Origin of the sequence: Paenibacillus elgii NBRC 100335 (assembly GCF_004000865.1) — a bacterium.
GTDB classification, from domain to species: Bacteria; Bacillota; Bacilli; order Paenibacillales; family NBRC-103111; genus Paenibacillus_G; species Paenibacillus_G elgii.
Genome location: NZ_BIMB01000021.1, coordinates 1 through 15,954 on the forward strand (window position 1 = coordinate 1; position 15,954 = coordinate 15,954).

Below are 15,954 nucleotides of genomic sequence, written 5' to 3' on the forward strand. Positions count from 1 at the left end.
CCGCGGCCGCCTGCCGCTGTACCTCGCCGCGCTCGGTCTGGCGGCTGCCGCCTTCGCGCTGCTGGCGCTGCCGCTGCCCTTCGGCCTCTGGCTTGCGGTCCTGCTCGCGGTGATGCTGGCGAATACCGCCATCACCACGCTCTCGGACACGCTCGCCGCCGACGCCGCCGCGGGCAGCCGCGCCGTCGCGTACATGACGACGTATACGATCGTCGTCGATATCGGGGCCGCGCTCGGCCCGCTGGCCTCCTTCGTCCTGCTGGGCGCGTTCGGCCCCGGCGGCGTCGGCTTCGCCTGCGCCGCGCTGATGGCCCTCACCGCCGCAGCCTGGCTCATTTTTCACCGCAAACGGCGTATGCTATAAGGTGCGGCAAAAGAACGTACGAAGGAGCAAATCGAGATGCAGCAGTTCGAAGCAGTGCTGCACCGGCCCGAAGGGACAGGGACGTGGACGTACTTCACACTGCCCTTCTCTGTGGAGGCCGTTTTCGGCAGCAAAGGACAAGTCAAGGTAAAAGGAACGGTCAACGGCGTACCGTACCGCAGCTCGGCGATGCCGCACGGCAACGGCACCCACTACATGGTCGTCGGCAAAGCGATTCGCGATCAGGCCGGGGTCGCGCCGGGTGATCCGGTGCAGGTGACGATGGAGCTTGATACGGAAGAACGGACCGTCGAGGTGCCCGGCGACCTGGCCGACGCTCTGCGCCGGACGGAAGAAGCCGCAGCCCGATTCGACAAGCTGGCGTATTCGCACCGGAAAGAGTTCGTGGACTGGATCGAATCGGCCAAGCGGCCGGAAACGCGGGCGAGCCGGATCGCGAAAGCCGTAGTGATGGTGCTGGAAGGAAAAAGACCGAAGGGGTAGCAAAAAGCATTGGAAGCCGCCCCTGTCGCCACTCGCCTAAAAAAGCAGGCCATCTCGCGGAAGATGCCCTGCTTTCCCTTTATTCGCTACTTTCCAAATACGCTTTCAGCCGCTCCTTCTGATGAAGATGATGGCGGTAATGCATCTCCACAAGCTCGAACCATTCTTTCGCGTTAAGCCCGCCGAGTCTGGGATGCTGAACGGTATGCTGCGGGGAGATTTCCTCAAGCAGGGGCTCCACCTCTTTCATTCGGCGCACTACCGTATTCAACCCTTCGACGATCTGCTGTTTCGTTAGCGGCTGGTCCGGGATAGCCGTCTGAACTTGAATTCGGACAGGCGGAAATGAGCCATTCCTAAAAATCGCTTCCCCCGCTTCCGTCTTCCCTTCTACTTCGGCGGCCTCATGGGCGCTCTGATGCCTGCAAAGCTCGATATTCCGAAGCTGCATGTTAAGCGCGGTGTTGATCAGATGGACATACATTTGTCCCAGCGACCATTCGTTCTCGCTTGGCTTACGAATCAACTGTTCCATGCTGAAATCATCTAGCTCCTGAATATAACGGTTCGTGATTTCTTCCATACGTTGTACGGTTTCCGCTGTGATCATCGTTTTAATGACCCCTTTCGCATCAGGTATCAGGCTGCCGCCTGCAGCACCAGAACAAACGGCGGCAGGAATAGCCATTCGTTTATGCTATACATGCCGCCGTGCGCCTGTTCTGGATATATATTCTATTTTATCATTTTTATTCAATTTAATCGATAGAATGCTAAGATGTGATCGCGACCGGACACAGAGGCTTCCAAACATTTAGATCTACTACAGCCGGAATCTTTTCAACTCGTGCTGCATTTCCTCGGCGATGAGCCGCAGCGTCTTCACCTTCTCTCCCGCCACGTCAAACGCACGCTTCTGTTCAACCGTCGATGCCATGATCTCTTCGCTGCCAGCCGCCGATTGCTCCGTAATCGCGCTGATGCTCTCAATGGCCTGCTGAACCTGGGTACACATCTCCTGCGAAAGGTTCATGTCGTCCGATAGCGCGGCCAGATGACTCGCGACCTTCTGCACCTTCTCGGAAATTTCGGCAAAAGATTGTCCTGTCGAAGAGGCGGCTTCCTCCTGTACGCGGAATAACTCCATGCTCTCGGACACGGAATCCTTCACCTTATTCATCGCCGAGCCGATGCCTTCGACCGCCTGAAAAATTTGCTTCGCGGCCCTCACCGACTGGTCTGCCAGCTTCTTCACCTCTCCGGCGACGACCGCAAAGCCTTTGCCCGCTTCGCCGGCCCGGGCCGCTTCGATCGAAGCGTTCAAGGAAAGCATTGTCGTCTGTCGGGCAAGGTCGGAGACGTAAACGGTCATTTTGGCAATCTCCGCCGCGTTGCCCTCCAGCTCCTGCACGGTCCGGTCCACAACAAACATGGCGCTCCGATTGTCGGCCACGACCTGCAATTGTTCCTGCATGGCACGGCTGCCCAGCTCGATCGCGCGGACCGCTTCTTCGCCATACTCCGCCGACCGCGCGGTTTCCGCGAGATTCGCCTCAAACTTCCGCTGCATCTCGTCTACGAGAGATACCGTCATCGTCAAATCTTCCGCGATTTTTTGACTGCCGATGGCCAATTCCTCCGTGGCCGTCGCCACCTGGGCGACGATCCCCTGCATCGTATCGTTGTTCCGGTCAATGTCTCTTGCCATGTCGTCCACGCGAGTGCCAGCTTGATCTACCGAACGGACAATGCCGCGCAGGTTGTCGATCATTACCCGGAACGATCCGTTCAGTTCGTCCAGCTCGTCCCGTCCCTTCGTTTCGGCCAGTTCGATCGTCAGGTTGCCCTGCGAGAGATGCTTCGCAGCGTCGTTCAACCGGCGAATTCGCCGGACGAGCTGCCGGGCCGTAAACGTATTGTACGCACCGACCGCTACGAGCAGCAGCACGCCTCCCGCCAGAGCCAGCTGCCACGTGAACCGGATGCTTCGCGTCAAGTGATCGGTATATTCGTCGTACCGCGCCTGCATCCGGAGGTCGAGCATATGAATATCGTTCTGTATGCCCAGCGTGCGAATCGATTGCCGTTTCGCCTCTGGGCTATTCTTTTCGTTTAACGCCTGATCGGCGGCCGCCGTCAGCTCTTTAAACTTCGTATCGATGCTCGCAAGCAGCTTTTGCTGCTCCTCCGACAACGCATTCCCGCCGGACAAAGCCGTGATCGTTTTTGCCGCTTGGCCGAGTTGACTTTTCACTCCCACCTTGTTGCTCTCGGTCATGGAGGACGAGTAATTGTTCAACCCCTGACCGATCTGGATCATGCTGCTCTTCAGCTCCCGGATGTTCATCATCGCAGGAACCAGCTCATTGTTTTGTGAGTTAATGCTTACCAGTTGAAAAATAATATAGGCCACCAAAGCCAAGGACGCGAGCAGCGAGATCATCGCGCTGCGTACCAGTTTTCCCTGCAGTTTCATCGTTTCTTCCTCCGTTGCCGAATCATGGGGTTGGGATCGTGATGCTTCCGGACACAAGCTTCTGGATCAGGTCGTCCACCTTCTGCTGCTGCTCCGGCTGCAAGGAAATGACGCGGATCGGCGCAAGGCCGACGCCATTCTCCTTCAGACCGAATACCATATGCTTCTGTGGAAAATGGCCCGAATTTTGCACAAAAGATTTCACTGCCAGATCGATGGCAACGTCAATATTTTTCAGCATCGAAGTCACAACGGCTTTTTCCGCAACGAAAAATTGATCCGTATCGACGCCAATCCCATATTTTCCGCGCTTCGCCGCTTCCTGCAGCGCTCCGACGCCCGTAAACCCCGCTGCCGAATATAGGACATCGACCTTTTGTTTATCGATCATCCCGCCGGCAATTTGCACGCCAAGCGCGGCATTGCCAAAATCTCCGGCATAGGCTGCAGTGACCTCAGCTTTCGGATTGACCGCTTTGACCCCCTGCTCGAAGCCGTTCTGAAATTTGTGAATGAGCGGCACGTCCGCCCCGCCTACAAAACCGACCGCGTTCGAACGGGTAGTCAACCCGGCAATCGCTCCTGCGAGGAAGCTTCCTTCCTCCTCTTTAAACGTAATCGAAGCCACGTTCGGCAGATCCGACGTCTCGTCGACAATGATAAACTGCCGGTCCGGATGCTGCTTCGCGGCTTTCTCCAAGCTCTCCTTGATCATAAAGCCCAAGCCGATCACAAGATCGCAGCCATCCTGCGCCAGCTGCTCGAACCCTGCATCGTACGTTTTCGTCTTGGCGATCTCCCGATAATCAAAAACGATGCCTTGCTCGTCACGGGCCTTGATTAGCCCCTGAAACGCGGCATCGCTAAAAGATTGATCTCCTAACCCGACTTCCGACAGCATAATCCCGATCTTCATGGGTCGCTGCGCCGTCTTTTCCGCCTGTTGCGCGCAACCGGCAAGCAACCACAGGCTTACTAGAAGTGAAATCCAACGCATCATCGCTTGTCTGCCCTTCCTCTTCATTGTCCGTCACCTCTTATAGATGTAAAAAAATTTAGTACCTTTACTATATCGTGCAGAGACTGCCGTAAATAAAGAGCTTTATTTAAAAAGAGGCATAGCCGCAAAAAAGCTTAATCAAGCGATGCCGCGGCATGCCGATTAAGCTTTTTGGTTGCTGGGCGTTCAGGGCCGCTTGCTCCCCTGCCCCTTTACTGCGCCGCAGCCGGGATCGGCCGCCGCATCAGCTCCAGCCGCTCGAAGCCGTACTGCTCGTACAGCCCGTGCGCGTCCTTGGTGCCAAGCACCATCCGGGTACCTTGCACCGCCGGATGCTCCACCAGAAACTGCATCAGCGACTTGCCGAGCCCCTGCCCCCGGTGATCGGGGTGCACGATAACGTCGCAGACCCAAGCGAACGTGGTGTAATCCGTCACCACCCGCATGAAGCCCACCTGCGCCTCCCCGTGGTAAAGACCGAAGCAGAGCGAGTTTTCAAAACTCCGTAGCACCGTCTCCTTGCTTCGGTGCGCAGCCCAGTAGCTTGTCTGCAAAAGCGCATAAATCACATCCGGCTGCAGCTCTTCCCGGCAATCGTTAATGCGGTACGGCAGTGTCTCATGCTTCCATTCCATCTGTACCCCTCCTGTAGATGTTGGTTTCGTTCATGTCGTTCAGTATAATAGATACAGATGATACCGACTTATTTATTTCTCCCATCTGTACCCGTACAAAATTGAGGAGGACTTTACGTATGAGCATAAGCATAAGTACGAGCACGGGCTGCAAGTTCGAAGCCATCAAAGCGGACATCCAGCGCAAGCTCGCATCCGGCGCCATCCGGCCGGGTGCCAAGCTGCCTTCGATCCGCGACGTATCCGTACAATACGGATGCAGCAAAAATACGGCCATACGCGCGTACGACGAGCTGGAACGGGAACACTTGATTTATTCGGTGCCCAAAAGCGGCTATTACGCCGTCGTCCGCTCCGAGCAGCCCTCCTCCGCCGAACCGTTGGAGCGAATCGACCTCGCCACCGCAACCCCGGACCCGGCGGTTATGCCGTATGCGGACTTCCAGCACTGCTTGAATCAAGCGATCGAGCGGTACCAGGACCGGCTGTTTTCGTATTCGGACCCGCTCGGCTTTATGTCGCTCCGGCAGGCGCTGCAAAAGCATCTGACCACGGCGCAGGTATTCGCCGAGCCGGAGCGGATTGCCGTCGTATCCGGCTCCCAGCAGGCGATTCATATGCTGGCCGGCATGCCTTTTCCGAACGGCAAGACGGCCATTCTCGTCGAGCAGCCCACCTACTTCGGCATGCTCCGCACGCTGGAGCTGCTGGGCATCACGGCCATCGGCATCACCCGCACCGACGAAGGAATCGATCTGGACGAGTTGGAGCGGCATTTTCGGACGAACACGATCAAATTTTTTTATACCGTGCCGCGGTATCACAACCCGATGGGAACAAGCCTGAGCCAGGAGCAAAAGCAGGCGATCGCCCGGCTGGCCGAACGCTATGACGTTTACATCGTGGAGGACGACTATTTGGCCGATCTGGAAACGAACCGCCGCGCGGACCCGATCTACAGCTTGAACCGCTCCGGCCACGTCATTTATGTCAAAAGCTTCTCCAAAGTGACGCTGCCGGGCCTGCGGCTCGGCACGGCCGTCCTGCCGCAGCCGCTGCTGGAGACGTTCCGCCAGTTCAAATCCTCCGCCGATTCGAGTACGTCCGCCTTGTCCCAAGCGGCGCTCGAGCTATACTTGACGTGCGGCATGTTCGACCGCCACGCCGCGCGGATGCGCGAGCATTACCGCATCCGGATGGAGGCGCTTCGCACGGCGGCTGCCCGCTACCTGCCGCAGGAGGTCCGCCTGCATGTACCAGACGTCGGCGTCTTCGCACGGCTGCTCGTGCCGCCGCCGCTGGAGGCCGACGATCTGCTGGCGGCGCTGAAGCAGCAGAACGTCGCAGCCGTGCCGACCGCGCGAAGCTATCTGCGCACGTTCGCGAAGGACAACGGCCTGCGCCTGAGCGTCATGCGCGCGAACGAAGCGCAGATCGACGAAGCGATCCGCCGCATCGCCGACTGGATCGGGCAAGCGCGCCACCGCAAGCCGCCGCTGCAATGGGACCCGGTCGTCGACTGGATCTAGACGGGGGAGATGAGGTCGAAGCCGAACGTCAAATGATGCCGGGAGCGAGCTGGCTTGAGGTCGCGCCGAAGGGAGCGGAATCCGCGCTGGTGCTTTATCCGAAAAGCATGATGAAAAACTGGGCCGAGCTGAAGCCATCCATCGTATTCGTCTGCGACGATGTCGAGAAGACATACGAGACGATGAAAGCGAACGGCGTCACCTTCGAAGGCAATTCGTTTTTGATCAAAGGCTAGAAAAAAAGAGACCGCCCAAACGCCGAAACGTTTGAGCGGTTCTCGCATCTATGGCCGGTCCGGCGGCCGTACACGGACCGCCGCCGTTCTCATTTCCCCGTCGTATACTCGACTACGACCGGATCTGAATTCAGCCTCCCGCTCACCGCCTTGATCACGAACCGGTACGATGGGGACGAATCCTTTTTCGCTACGGTATAGCTGTAGGTGGTCGTTCCGTCGGCATGACGGACTTTGGCCGTCCAATTCGGGCCTACTGCATCGTTTTGCTCGTAAATGCGGTAGCTCTCCACAGCCGGACCCGCGCTGGGAGCGGTCCACGTCAGCTTCATTTGCCCGTCTGCCGTCAGCGTCGCTTTGGCATTTTCCACCTTATTCGGCTTCACTGCCGTTTTCTTCATGCTGTATGCGTCGTACAGTTCCGTGCTTCCGCCCTTCGTGGTCGTATAAGCTTGGAAGGACAGCGTATCGTCCTTGACGGTGACCCCGGTGAACATTTGCTTTTTTGGCTGGCCGGATACGGCCGCGTACGGGAAATCCTCGTCTTTGGGCTTATAAAATTTCGGGCCTGCCGTATTGCCGACGAAATATACCGTCCCCTTCGGGTTCAGAACGTGGCCTTCGCCGTCCTTCGTCACCTCTTGAGGCTGACCGGCGTACATTTGGTAGCTTCGGGTGTACGTATGGTCGTGTCCCGACAGGACAGCGTCGATGCCCAGCTCATCGAACAGAGGCGCCAGATGCTCGCGGAAAAACTTGACGTCCGTGCTGCCGGAATGGCTGGCTACCGAATAAATCGACTTGTGGAACAAGACGATTTTCCATTTTTTGTCCGTTTTGGCGACTTCGTTTCGAAGCCACTCCACTTGCTTCTTGAAGACAGGGTCGGAGTCGCCCGAATACTGCGTGTTGAAGACCATGAAATGGGCCGGACCGTAGTCAAAAGCGTACACCGAGCCTTCCGGGGTCGCGTCCGTTTGCGACTTGTTGGGCAGATGGAAGTGGTAGGCGTAGTTGTTGTAATTTTGGGTTTCATGGTTACCCAGAATCGGCATCAGCGGAAGGCGCGTTAAAATATCCTTCGGCTCATTAAGCAGCCACATCCACTGCTCCTCCACATCGCCATTGTCCACCAGATCGCCCGTGTTGACGATAAATTTGGCATCCGGGAATTTTTGAATCCCTTGCTGAACCGTATTTTTCCAGATCGTGTAGTCGGCTTGCGTCTTGGCTTGGGAATCCGTCGTATACAAGAAAGTAAAGCCGTTGTCGCTTGCAGGCTCCGTCGTAAACGTGCCGATCTCGCTCCAGTTGCCCGGCGTCCCGTCGCCCAGACGGTAAGCATAGGCGGTGCCGGGCTTTAAGCCGTCGGCGATGACTTTATGGCTTGAAAGTTTCGTGTTTTTATGATTGGATTTATCCGCCAGCGTCAAATAAACGCTGATCGCTTGCGAAGTGCCTTGATACGTCTGGACTCCCGTAGACGGAAACGAATTTCCGTTGAGCTTCGAAGCTTCCACGACCTGCAGTTGGGTGCCGGTGATCTTGTCTGACGTGTACCAGGCGAACGCCATGCTGGTTTTCGGATCGTCGTAATACGTCAGCGCGATCGCCGTCGGCTTGCCGCTCGAAGGATTTCCGCCGCTGCCCGAATCGTCCGGATTCGCAACGAGCTTCATATCCCAATACAGATCGGAGCTGCTTGCGCTTCCCTGATGCACCTCGGCCGCGAGTACGTTCGCGCCGTCGCGGAGCTTGCTTTTCAAAATAGCAGTCAGATCGGCCGTGACGGTGCGGGGATCGCTTTTCGATTCGGAGGCCAGCGTAGCGTAGCGGATGTCCCCTTCCGGCATATTGAAGCGGTACGCCTCTTCGCCGTTGACATAGAGCACGACGCCGTCGTCCACCCCGAAGGTGCCTTGGATCTGCTGATAGTCGCTTGCTTTGGCCACGTGGACCGTTGTGCGGAAATACGTGGTCGGGTATTTCTTTTTGGCGTCCGGCCCATAGCTGACGGCGCTCTTTACGGCGCCGAACTCTGCAGTTGCGGTGTCCGCCGGATAGCCGAAAGGCGCTTGTCCGGAACTCCAGGCGGAGTCGTCGTAGGAAACGTTCTTCCAATCGCCGCCCAAATCTTTCCCTCGGTCAAAATAGCGCCATGTGGCGTTTCCGGCCAACAATGTGACGGGACCGGCGGAAAGCGCGGCGTGGCCTTCGGATTCGTCCGCAAGGGCCGCTCCCCCTGTAAGCAGCAGCTGGAACACCAGAAGCAGAGACAATACGATCGGCCATCGTTTTCGCTTCAACCCTCTGTTCATCAACTTCACTCCAATCTTCATAAATTTAAGTATTTAACCTTTGATCAAATCAATTCGTGCGTCCCCTCCTCGCCCATAAAATCCCACTATATGGAAAACAAAACCATTGTAGCTTTCATTGCAAGAAATTTCAACATGGAATAATCCCAGATGAAATTAATCCACCTGCCACTCCCAAAGAAAAAAGGGACATTTCCGTACGCCCCAAGTCGGGCGCGCGGAATGTCCCCATTCTGATCGTGCTATATGCAGTTGCGAAACGTTTCATCCGGCCAGCTAAAACGCCAGCCGTCCATCCCGGACGACGACCTTCCCGCCTTTGACGACCGTATCGACGTGGTTGATGCCGAAATGATACGGCACATACGCCAGATTGGCCGCATCGAAAATGACCAGATCGGCCTGCTTGCCCGGCACCAGGCTGCCGACCCGGTCGCCGCGCCCAATGGCGTGCGCCGCGTTGACGGTCACGGCCGTCAGCACTTCTTCTGGCGTCAGCCCGAGGTTCAGGCAACCGAGCGTCATCACGAGCTGGATCGACTCCGTCGGCGAGCTGCCGGGGTTGTAGTCGGTCGACAGCGCGACGGCGAGGCCGAGCTCGATCATGCGGCGCGCGCGGGCATGCTGCTTCAGCCGCAGGTTGAACGAGGTCGCCGGCAGGCAGACGGCGATCACGCCCGCATCGCGCATCGCCTCGAATCCGGCGTCGGTCGCGGCCAGCAGATGCTCGGCGGAGATGCAGCCGAGCTTGCCCGCAAGCTCCGCGCCGCCGAGCGGCTCGATCTCGTCGGCGTGGATTTTCACGCCGAAGCCGAGCGCCTTGGCCGCTGCGAGAATCTCCTCGGACTCTTCGGGCGAGAACACGCCGTGCTCGCAGAACACGTCGCAGAATTCGGCCAGTCCGAGGCGCTTCACCTCCGGCAGCATTTCGTGGATGACGAGCTTCACGTAATCGGCCGAGCGGCCCTTATATTCCTCGGGTACCATGTGCGCGCCCATGAACGTCGAGACAAGCTCGACCGGATGCGCTTCGTTCAGCCGCTTCGTCACCTGAAGCTGCTTCAGCTCGTCCTCCAGCGTGAGGCCGTAGCCGCTCTTGGCCTCGCAAGTCGTCACGCCCTGCAGCAGCAGCGTATCGAGGCTGCGCTTCGCCTTGGCGTACAGCTCGTCTTCCGTCGCCGACCGCGTGGCACGGACCGTGCTCAGAATGCCGCCACCCTGCGCCAAAATTTCCAAATACGTCGCGCCCTGCAGCTTCATCGCTAACTCGTGTTCGCGCGAGCCGCCGTGCACCAGATGCGTGTGTGGGTCGACCAGACCCGGCGTCACCAAGCGGCCACGGGCATCAAGCTCCTGCGCGACCGGCAGGCCCGCAATCTGCGCGCGCACGTCGGCTTCGAGGCCTGCAGCGACAATAACGCCGTCGTGTATGGCTACGGCGCCTCCTTTTACAACGGGCACGTCCGCCATCCGGCTGCCTGTGCGCGCCCCCGCTTCTCCCGCCATCGTAATCAGCTCGCCGATATGGTGCACGAGCAAATCGATCCGTTGTTGTTCCATCCTTCATCACCTCGACAAAGTCGTCCGACCGATATCGTTCGGGCCGGACGGAATATGGCAGCATGCGGTTCACACGGTCCGCCGGCTTCCCGGCGGATACGGTGACCGCAGCTTACTACGCTTTATTCAGCCGGTTGGCTCGTAGCGCCAGCCACGCCTGCTTAAATCCCCAGCATCGGCACGCGAACGCCGCGTTCTTTGGCCGTCTGTATCGCCAGATCGTAGCCTGCGTCCGCATGACGGATAACTCCCATGCCCGGGTCCGTGTTCAGCACGCGGGACAACCGCTCTTCCGCTTCCTGGGAGCCGTCCGCGACGACGACCATGCCGGCGTGGAGCGAGTAGCCCATGCCTACGCCGCCGCCGTGATGCACCGAGACCCAGCTTGCGCCGGACGCCGTATTCACGAGCGCGTTCAGGATCGCCCAGTCGCCAACCACGTCGCTGCCGTCCTTCATCGCTTCCGTCTCGCGGTTCGGCGAGGCGACGGAACCGCAGTCGAGGTGGTCGCGGCCGATGACGATCGGCGCGGACAGCTCGCCGCTGCGTACCATCTCGTTGATGGCGAGCCCCATCTTCACGCGCTCGCCGTAGCCAAGCCAGCAGATCCGTGACGGCAAACCTTGGAAGGCCACTTTCTCGCGCGCCATTCCGATCCAACGGCGCAGGTGCTCGTTTTCCGGGAACAGCTTGAGCACAAGCTCGTCGGTCTTGTAGATGTCCTCCGGATCGCCGGACAGCGCGGCCCAGCGGAACGGTCCTTTGCCTTCACAGAACAGCGGGCGGATGTACGCCGGCACGAAGCCCGGGAAGTTGAACGCGTCCTTCACGCCTTCGTCGAGAGCGACCTGACGGATGTTGTTGCCGTAGTCGAACACGACGGAGCCCAGCTTTTGCAGATCGAGCATCGCCTGTACATGGACCGCCATCGACTGCTTCGACAAGCGGACGTATTCCGCCGGATTGCCCGCGCGCAGCTCCGTCGCCGCTTCCAGCGAGTAGCCCGCAGGCACGTAGCCGTTCAGCGGATCGTGCGCCGACGTCTGGTCGGTGACGAAATCCGGCACGATGCCTCGGCGTACGAATTCCGGGAAAATTTCCGCCGCGTTGCCGACGAGACCGATCGCGAGCGGACGACCCTGCTCCTGCGCCTCGCGGGCCAGCTTGAGCGCTTCGTCCAGATCGTGCACCATCACGTCGCAATAACGTGTATCGATCCGGCGCTGAATGCGCGTCGCGTCGACGTCGACCCCGATGACGACGCCTTCGTTCATCGTGACAGCCAGCGGCTGCGCCCCGCCCATGCCGCCGAGACCCGCGGTCAGCGTTAGCGTCCCGCGCAGCGTGCCGTTCGCATGCTGCCGCGCCGCTTCGGCGAACGTTTCGTACGTGCCCTGCAGAATGCCCTGCGTGCCGATGTAAATCCAGCTGCCCGCCGTCATTTGCCCGTACATCATCAGTCCTTTTTTATCCAGCTCATGGAACGTATCCCAGTTTGCAAAAGCCGGCACGATCACGGAGTTGGAGATAAGCACGCGCGGCGCCTGGCTGTGGGTTTTGAAAATGCCGACCGGCTTGCCGGACTGCACGAGCAGCGTTTCGTCCGCTTCGAGCTCCGTCAGGCACTCGACGATTTTGTCGTACGCTTCCCAGTTGCGGGCCGCCTTGCCGATCCCGCCGTAAACGACGAGGTCCTCCGGCCGCTCGGCCACCTCCGGGTCCAGGTTGTTCATCAGCATGCGCAGCACCGCTTCCTGCTGCCATCCTTTGGCCGTCAGCTTCGTGCCTCGCGGCGCGCGAATCGTACGTTTATTTTCCATCGTAATCTCTCCCCTTAGGTTTCATCATTAGCCGCGCTTCATCGTGCCGGCCAGAAAGTTAAGAATGACGTGCAGCGTCGTACGTACGGTCGCCCGGCGCGGGTCCTGCATCGGATCGACGCAGACGACATCGAAGCCCTTCACCTTCGGATGGCGGCCGAGCATGAACACCGCTTCCAGCAGCTGCCAGCTCGTCATCCCGGCGGGCACCATCGCCGGAACGCCCGGCGCATAGGCCTGATCCAGCACATCCATATCCACCGTGACATAGATCGCGTCGGTGCCGCTGCCGGCCACTTCAAGCGCCTGCGCGACGAACTTCTCCACGCCCTCCAGCGCGACCTGACGTGCCGTAAACTGCGTAATTCCCTGCTCCCGCGCATAGTCGCGGTACGGCTTCGAATTCGCGAAGCTGTGCAGGCCGATCTGCGCGATATGCTTGCCTTCCACGGCGCCGGATTCGATCAGGCCGCGGATCGGCGTGCCGTTGGACGGTCCGCCGTCCTGCAGGTTGCGCACGTCCATATGCGAATCGATCTGGACGATGCCGACCGGTCCGCCGATTTTGTTCCGGAACGCCTTGACGGACGGGCACGTGATCGAATGGTCGCCCCCGGCAATGATCGGGAACAAGTCCGGCAGCGCCTCGTACACGTTTGTCAGCCCCTGCTCGATGTTCGCATGGCAGCGCAGCAGGTCGGTGACGTGCATTTGAATATCGCCGAGATCGCGGGCGTTCAGCTCCTGCAGATCGACGTCGTGGTCGATGCTGTACGTCGTCACGTTCGCGAACAGCTCCCGCAGCGCATTCGGCGTCATCGACGCAGCGGACACGCTGATCGACGTCTTGGACAGCGGCACCCCGATGAAGCCGAAGTCGACCGGCGCTTCGCCGTCCCACGGCGTGAGCCACTGGGCTACCTTCGTCTCGAACCGGTCGCGCCAGTTCGACCGCCGCGCCAGCTCCGGTGGATTTAACAGATCAATCGTTTTCACGCATATGCCTCCTTTTGCCTTAACGCGCGGATTCCGGCCGGCATCCCTGCCGCCAATGAACCCGCCGCTTAACCTCCTGTATGATTAACCGCATAGTAAGATTAGCCGCCTTAACGGTTAATGGCCCAAATAAGCCTGCTTGACGACATCCTGCGAGCGCAGATTTTCGGCGGTGTCGTGATGGCTGATCTCGCCGTGCTCCAGCACGTAGCCGCGGTCCGCCACCGACAGCGCCATCGCCGCATTCTGCTCGATCAGCAGAATCGTCAGCCCCTGACGCTTGATCGTCTTGATCGTCTCGAAGATTCCTTTGACGACGATCGGGGCCAGTCCCATCGACGGCTCGTCGAGGATAAGCAGCTTCGGCTTCGCCATCAGCGCCCGCCCGATCGCGAGCATCTGCTGCTCGCCGCCGCTCATCGTGCCGCCGAGCTGGGCCCGGCGCTCCGCCAGCCGCGGAAACATCGCATAGATGGCGTCCATCTCCTGCTTTAGCTCGCCCTTGCTCGCTTTACGCGAATAAGTGCCCATGTGGAGATTTTGCTCCACCGTCAGCTTCGGAAAAATGCGCCGGCCTTCGGCCACCATCACGATGCCTGCCTCCACAAGTTTATGCGTCGGCTGGCCGATGATGTTTTTGCCTTGATACAGAATGGAGCCCTTCGAAGGGATGACTCCGCAAATGGCGTTCACGGTCGTCGTTTTCCCCGCGCCGTTCGAGCCGATCAGCGTCACCACCTCGCCCTGCTTGACCTCCAAAGACAAGTTTCTCACGGCATGAATGCTGCCGTACGATACGTTCAGATTGCGGATCTCAAGCAACGGGAATCCCCTCCTCGCTCTCCGTCTTGCCGATATACGCCTCGATGACCGCCGGACTGTTCATGATCTCGTGCGGGTCGCCGTCGGCGATCTTCTCGCCGTGGTCGAGCACCGCCACGCGATCGCACAGCTTGCATACCATGCCGACGTTGTGCTCGATCAGAATCAGCGTCGTTCCGCTGCCCCGGATCGTACGGATCAGCGCTTCCATCTCGTGAACCTCCTGCCCGTTCATCCCGGCCGTCGGTTCGTCCAGCAGCAGCAGCTTGGGGCCGGAGACGAGCGCCCGGGCGATTTCCACCCGCCGCTGGTTGCCGTACGACAGGCTGCCCGCCTGCTCCTGCTCGAAGCCCCGCAACCCGACAAGCTCCAGTACCCGCAGGCTGGCCTCCGTCACCTCGTGCTCCTCCCGCTTGGCGGAGCCAAGGCCGAGTAGCGCCGACCAGAGCCCCGACCGCGTGCGGCCAAACATGCCGACCTTGACATTTTCCAGCACCGACTCGTCCTTCAGCAGCCGGATGTTCTGGAACGTCCGCGTCATCCCTTGCTGCGCGATGCGAAACGGCTTCATGCCCTGGATCGGCCTGCCTTCGAACATAATCGATCCTTCGTTCGGCTGGTACAGTCCGGTCAAAATATTGAAGAACGTCGTCTTCCCGGCGCCGTTCGGGCCGATCAGGCCCAAAATCTCGCCCTGCTTCACCTCCAGGCTGACTCCGCTGACGGCAGTCAGGCCGCCGAACCGTTTCGTGATGCCTTCCACCTTAAGCACGGCCGCCACCTCCCTTGCCGCGCGGCTTCATCTTGATGCCCGTCTGCCCGAAAATCCCCTTCGGACGATAGCGCATGACCAGAACCATCAGCAAACCGTAAAACATCATTTTGTACATATCGAGGTATTTCATATCGAACATTTGAAGGTCGAACAGCCGGAACAGCTCCGGGAGCAGGTACAGCAGCGAGACGCCGAACAATGTGCCGCGGATGCTTCCGAGGCCGCCGATTACGACCATGCTGAGCACCGTCGCCGAGACGGTAAAGCCGAACGAATCGGCGCTGAGGAACGATACTTTATGGGCGAACAGCGCGCCGGCCGCACCGGCGTAAGCTCCGCCGATCGCAAAGACCAGCACCTTGTAGTACGTCGTGTTGATACCCATCGAAGCCGCCACCGTCTCGTCCTCCCGGATGACCATCCAGGCGCGGCCGATCCGCGACCGCGTCATTTTGCGCAGCGCATAGATGCCGACGAGCAGCATAATCAGAACGAACAACAGGTAGCCGACATTTTTCATCTCGATGCCGAAGAACGACAGCCCGGGAATCGAGTCGAGGCCGTAAGCGCCGCCGGTCAGCTCGGAGTTTTTGAAGTACGATTGGATGATGAGTCCGAGGCCAAGCGTCGTAATGGCGAGAAAATCTTCCCGCACCCGCAAGCTCGGCAGCCCGAGCACCGCACTGATGACGAAGGTAATGACAATGGCAAGCGCGATCGCCAGCCACGGGTTCAAGCCCGCTTTTACCGATAAAATCCCCGAAGCGTAAGCCCCGATGCCGAAGAACGCCCCGTGGCCCAGTGATACCTGGCCTGCGTAGCCGGTAATCAGATTCAAGCCGAGGCCGAGCAAAATATAGATGATCAGAAAGACGACGATATCGACGTAGTAAGGGTTGAAGAGCGCATCCATATGATC

The 15,954-nt window shown here is 59.2% G+C and carries 14 protein-coding genes and 1 pseudogene; 4 read left to right on the forward strand and 11 right to left on the reverse strand.

Going from position 1 to position 15,954, the window contains the following annotated elements; genetic code table 11:
• Both PEL01S_RS34545 and PEL01S_RS16955 read left to right on the forward strand, forming a co-directional pair.
• A pseudogene (locus PEL01S_RS34545) lies at nucleotides 1-364 on the forward strand (MFS transporter); the annotation flags it as partial.
• A gap of 36 nt (nucleotides 365-400) precedes the next feature.
• Complete coding sequence (locus tag PEL01S_RS16955; RefSeq protein WP_127461133.1) at nucleotides 401-868, forward strand: YdeI/OmpD-associated family protein; 468 nt, start codon at nucleotides 401-403, stop codon at nucleotides 866-868.
• A 79-nt stretch (nucleotides 869-947) separates the two neighbouring features.
• Here the strand turns inward: PEL01S_RS16955 and PEL01S_RS16960 are convergent, their stop codons facing one another.
• The 4 genes from PEL01S_RS16960 to PEL01S_RS16975 all read right to left on the reverse strand — a co-directional run bounded on the left by PEL01S_RS16960 (nucleotide 948) and on the right by PEL01S_RS16975 (nucleotide 4,979).
• Nucleotides 948-1,478 carry a DinB family protein gene (locus PEL01S_RS16960; protein WP_127461134.1) on the reverse strand — a complete coding sequence of 177 codons (531 nt, stop codon included), beginning with the start codon at nucleotides 1,476-1,478 and terminating at the stop codon, nucleotides 948-950.
• Nucleotides 1,479-1,691: 213 nt separating this feature from the next.
• Nucleotides 1,692-3,344 carry a methyl-accepting chemotaxis protein gene (locus tag PEL01S_RS16965; protein WP_127461135.1) on the reverse strand — a complete coding sequence of 551 codons (1,653 nt, stop codon included), beginning with the start codon at nucleotides 3,342-3,344 and terminating at the stop codon, nucleotides 1,692-1,694.
• 22 nt (nucleotides 3,345-3,366) lie between these two features.
• Nucleotides 3,367-4,368 (reverse strand): BMP family lipoprotein, encoded by a 1,002-nt coding sequence (locus PEL01S_RS16970; protein ID WP_127461136.1) that lies wholly within the window; start codon nucleotides 4,366-4,368, stop codon nucleotides 3,367-3,369.
• Between the two features lie 188 nt (nucleotides 4,369-4,556).
• Nucleotides 4,557-4,979: a GNAT family N-acetyltransferase gene (locus tag PEL01S_RS16975; RefSeq protein WP_063177584.1), complete on the reverse strand. Its 423-nt coding sequence runs from the start codon at nucleotides 4,977-4,979 to the stop codon at nucleotides 4,557-4,559.
• Between the two features lie 119 nt (nucleotides 4,980-5,098).
• Between PEL01S_RS16975 and PEL01S_RS16980 the strand changes: the two genes are divergently transcribed.
• Nucleotides 5,099-6,508, forward strand: coding sequence for an aminotransferase-like domain-containing protein (locus PEL01S_RS16980; protein ID WP_127461137.1), 1,410 nt, complete (start codon nucleotides 5,099-5,101; stop codon nucleotides 6,506-6,508).
• On the forward strand, nucleotides 6,481-6,744 hold the full coding sequence (locus PEL01S_RS16985) for a VOC family protein (protein WP_371860712.1): 264 nt from the start codon (nucleotides 6,481-6,483) through the stop codon (nucleotides 6,742-6,744). Before PEL01S_RS16980 ends, PEL01S_RS16985 begins: the two co-directional genes overlap by 28 nt.
• A gap of 89 nt (nucleotides 6,745-6,833) precedes the next feature.
• Here PEL01S_RS16985 and PEL01S_RS16990 read toward each other — a convergent pair whose 3' ends face one another.
• The 7 genes from PEL01S_RS16990 to PEL01S_RS17020 form a co-directional block, all read right to left on the reverse strand.
• Nucleotides 6,834-9,062, reverse strand: coding sequence for a metallophosphoesterase (locus tag PEL01S_RS16990; RefSeq protein ID WP_163767709.1), 2,229 nt, complete (start codon nucleotides 9,060-9,062; stop codon nucleotides 6,834-6,836).
• A gap of 276 nt (nucleotides 9,063-9,338) precedes the next feature.
• Nucleotides 9,339-10,622: an imidazolonepropionase gene (gene hutI, locus PEL01S_RS16995; RefSeq protein ID WP_127461139.1), complete on the reverse strand. Its 1,284-nt coding sequence runs from the start codon at nucleotides 10,620-10,622 to the stop codon at nucleotides 9,339-9,341.
• A gap of 161 nt (nucleotides 10,623-10,783) precedes the next feature.
• Nucleotides 10,784-12,442: a urocanate hydratase gene (hutU, locus tag PEL01S_RS17000; protein ID WP_174806963.1), complete on the reverse strand. Its 1,659-nt coding sequence runs from the start codon at nucleotides 12,440-12,442 to the stop codon at nucleotides 10,784-10,786.
• Between the two features lie 27 nt (nucleotides 12,443-12,469).
• Nucleotides 12,470-13,438: an agmatinase family protein gene (locus tag PEL01S_RS17005; RefSeq protein ID WP_127461141.1), complete on the reverse strand. Its 969-nt coding sequence runs from the start codon at nucleotides 13,436-13,438 to the stop codon at nucleotides 12,470-12,472.
• Between the two features lie 117 nt (nucleotides 13,439-13,555).
• On the reverse strand, nucleotides 13,556-14,260 hold the full coding sequence (locus PEL01S_RS17010) for an ABC transporter ATP-binding protein (RefSeq protein WP_127461142.1): 705 nt from the start codon (nucleotides 14,258-14,260) through the stop codon (nucleotides 13,556-13,558).
• Entirely contained in the window at nucleotides 14,253-15,032 is a 780-nt protein-coding gene (locus tag PEL01S_RS17015) for an ABC transporter ATP-binding protein (protein WP_127461143.1), read from the reverse strand. The genes PEL01S_RS17010 and PEL01S_RS17015 overlap by 8 nt, the downstream gene beginning before the upstream one ends.
• The gene (locus PEL01S_RS17020; protein WP_063177594.1) at nucleotides 15,025-15,948 is read right to left on the reverse strand and encodes a branched-chain amino acid ABC transporter permease; all 924 of its coding nucleotides are present in this window, start codon (nucleotides 15,946-15,948) and stop codon (nucleotides 15,025-15,027) included. The genes PEL01S_RS17015 and PEL01S_RS17020 overlap by 8 nt, the downstream gene beginning before the upstream one ends.
• Between the last annotated feature and the right edge of the window lie 6 nt (nucleotides 15,949-15,954).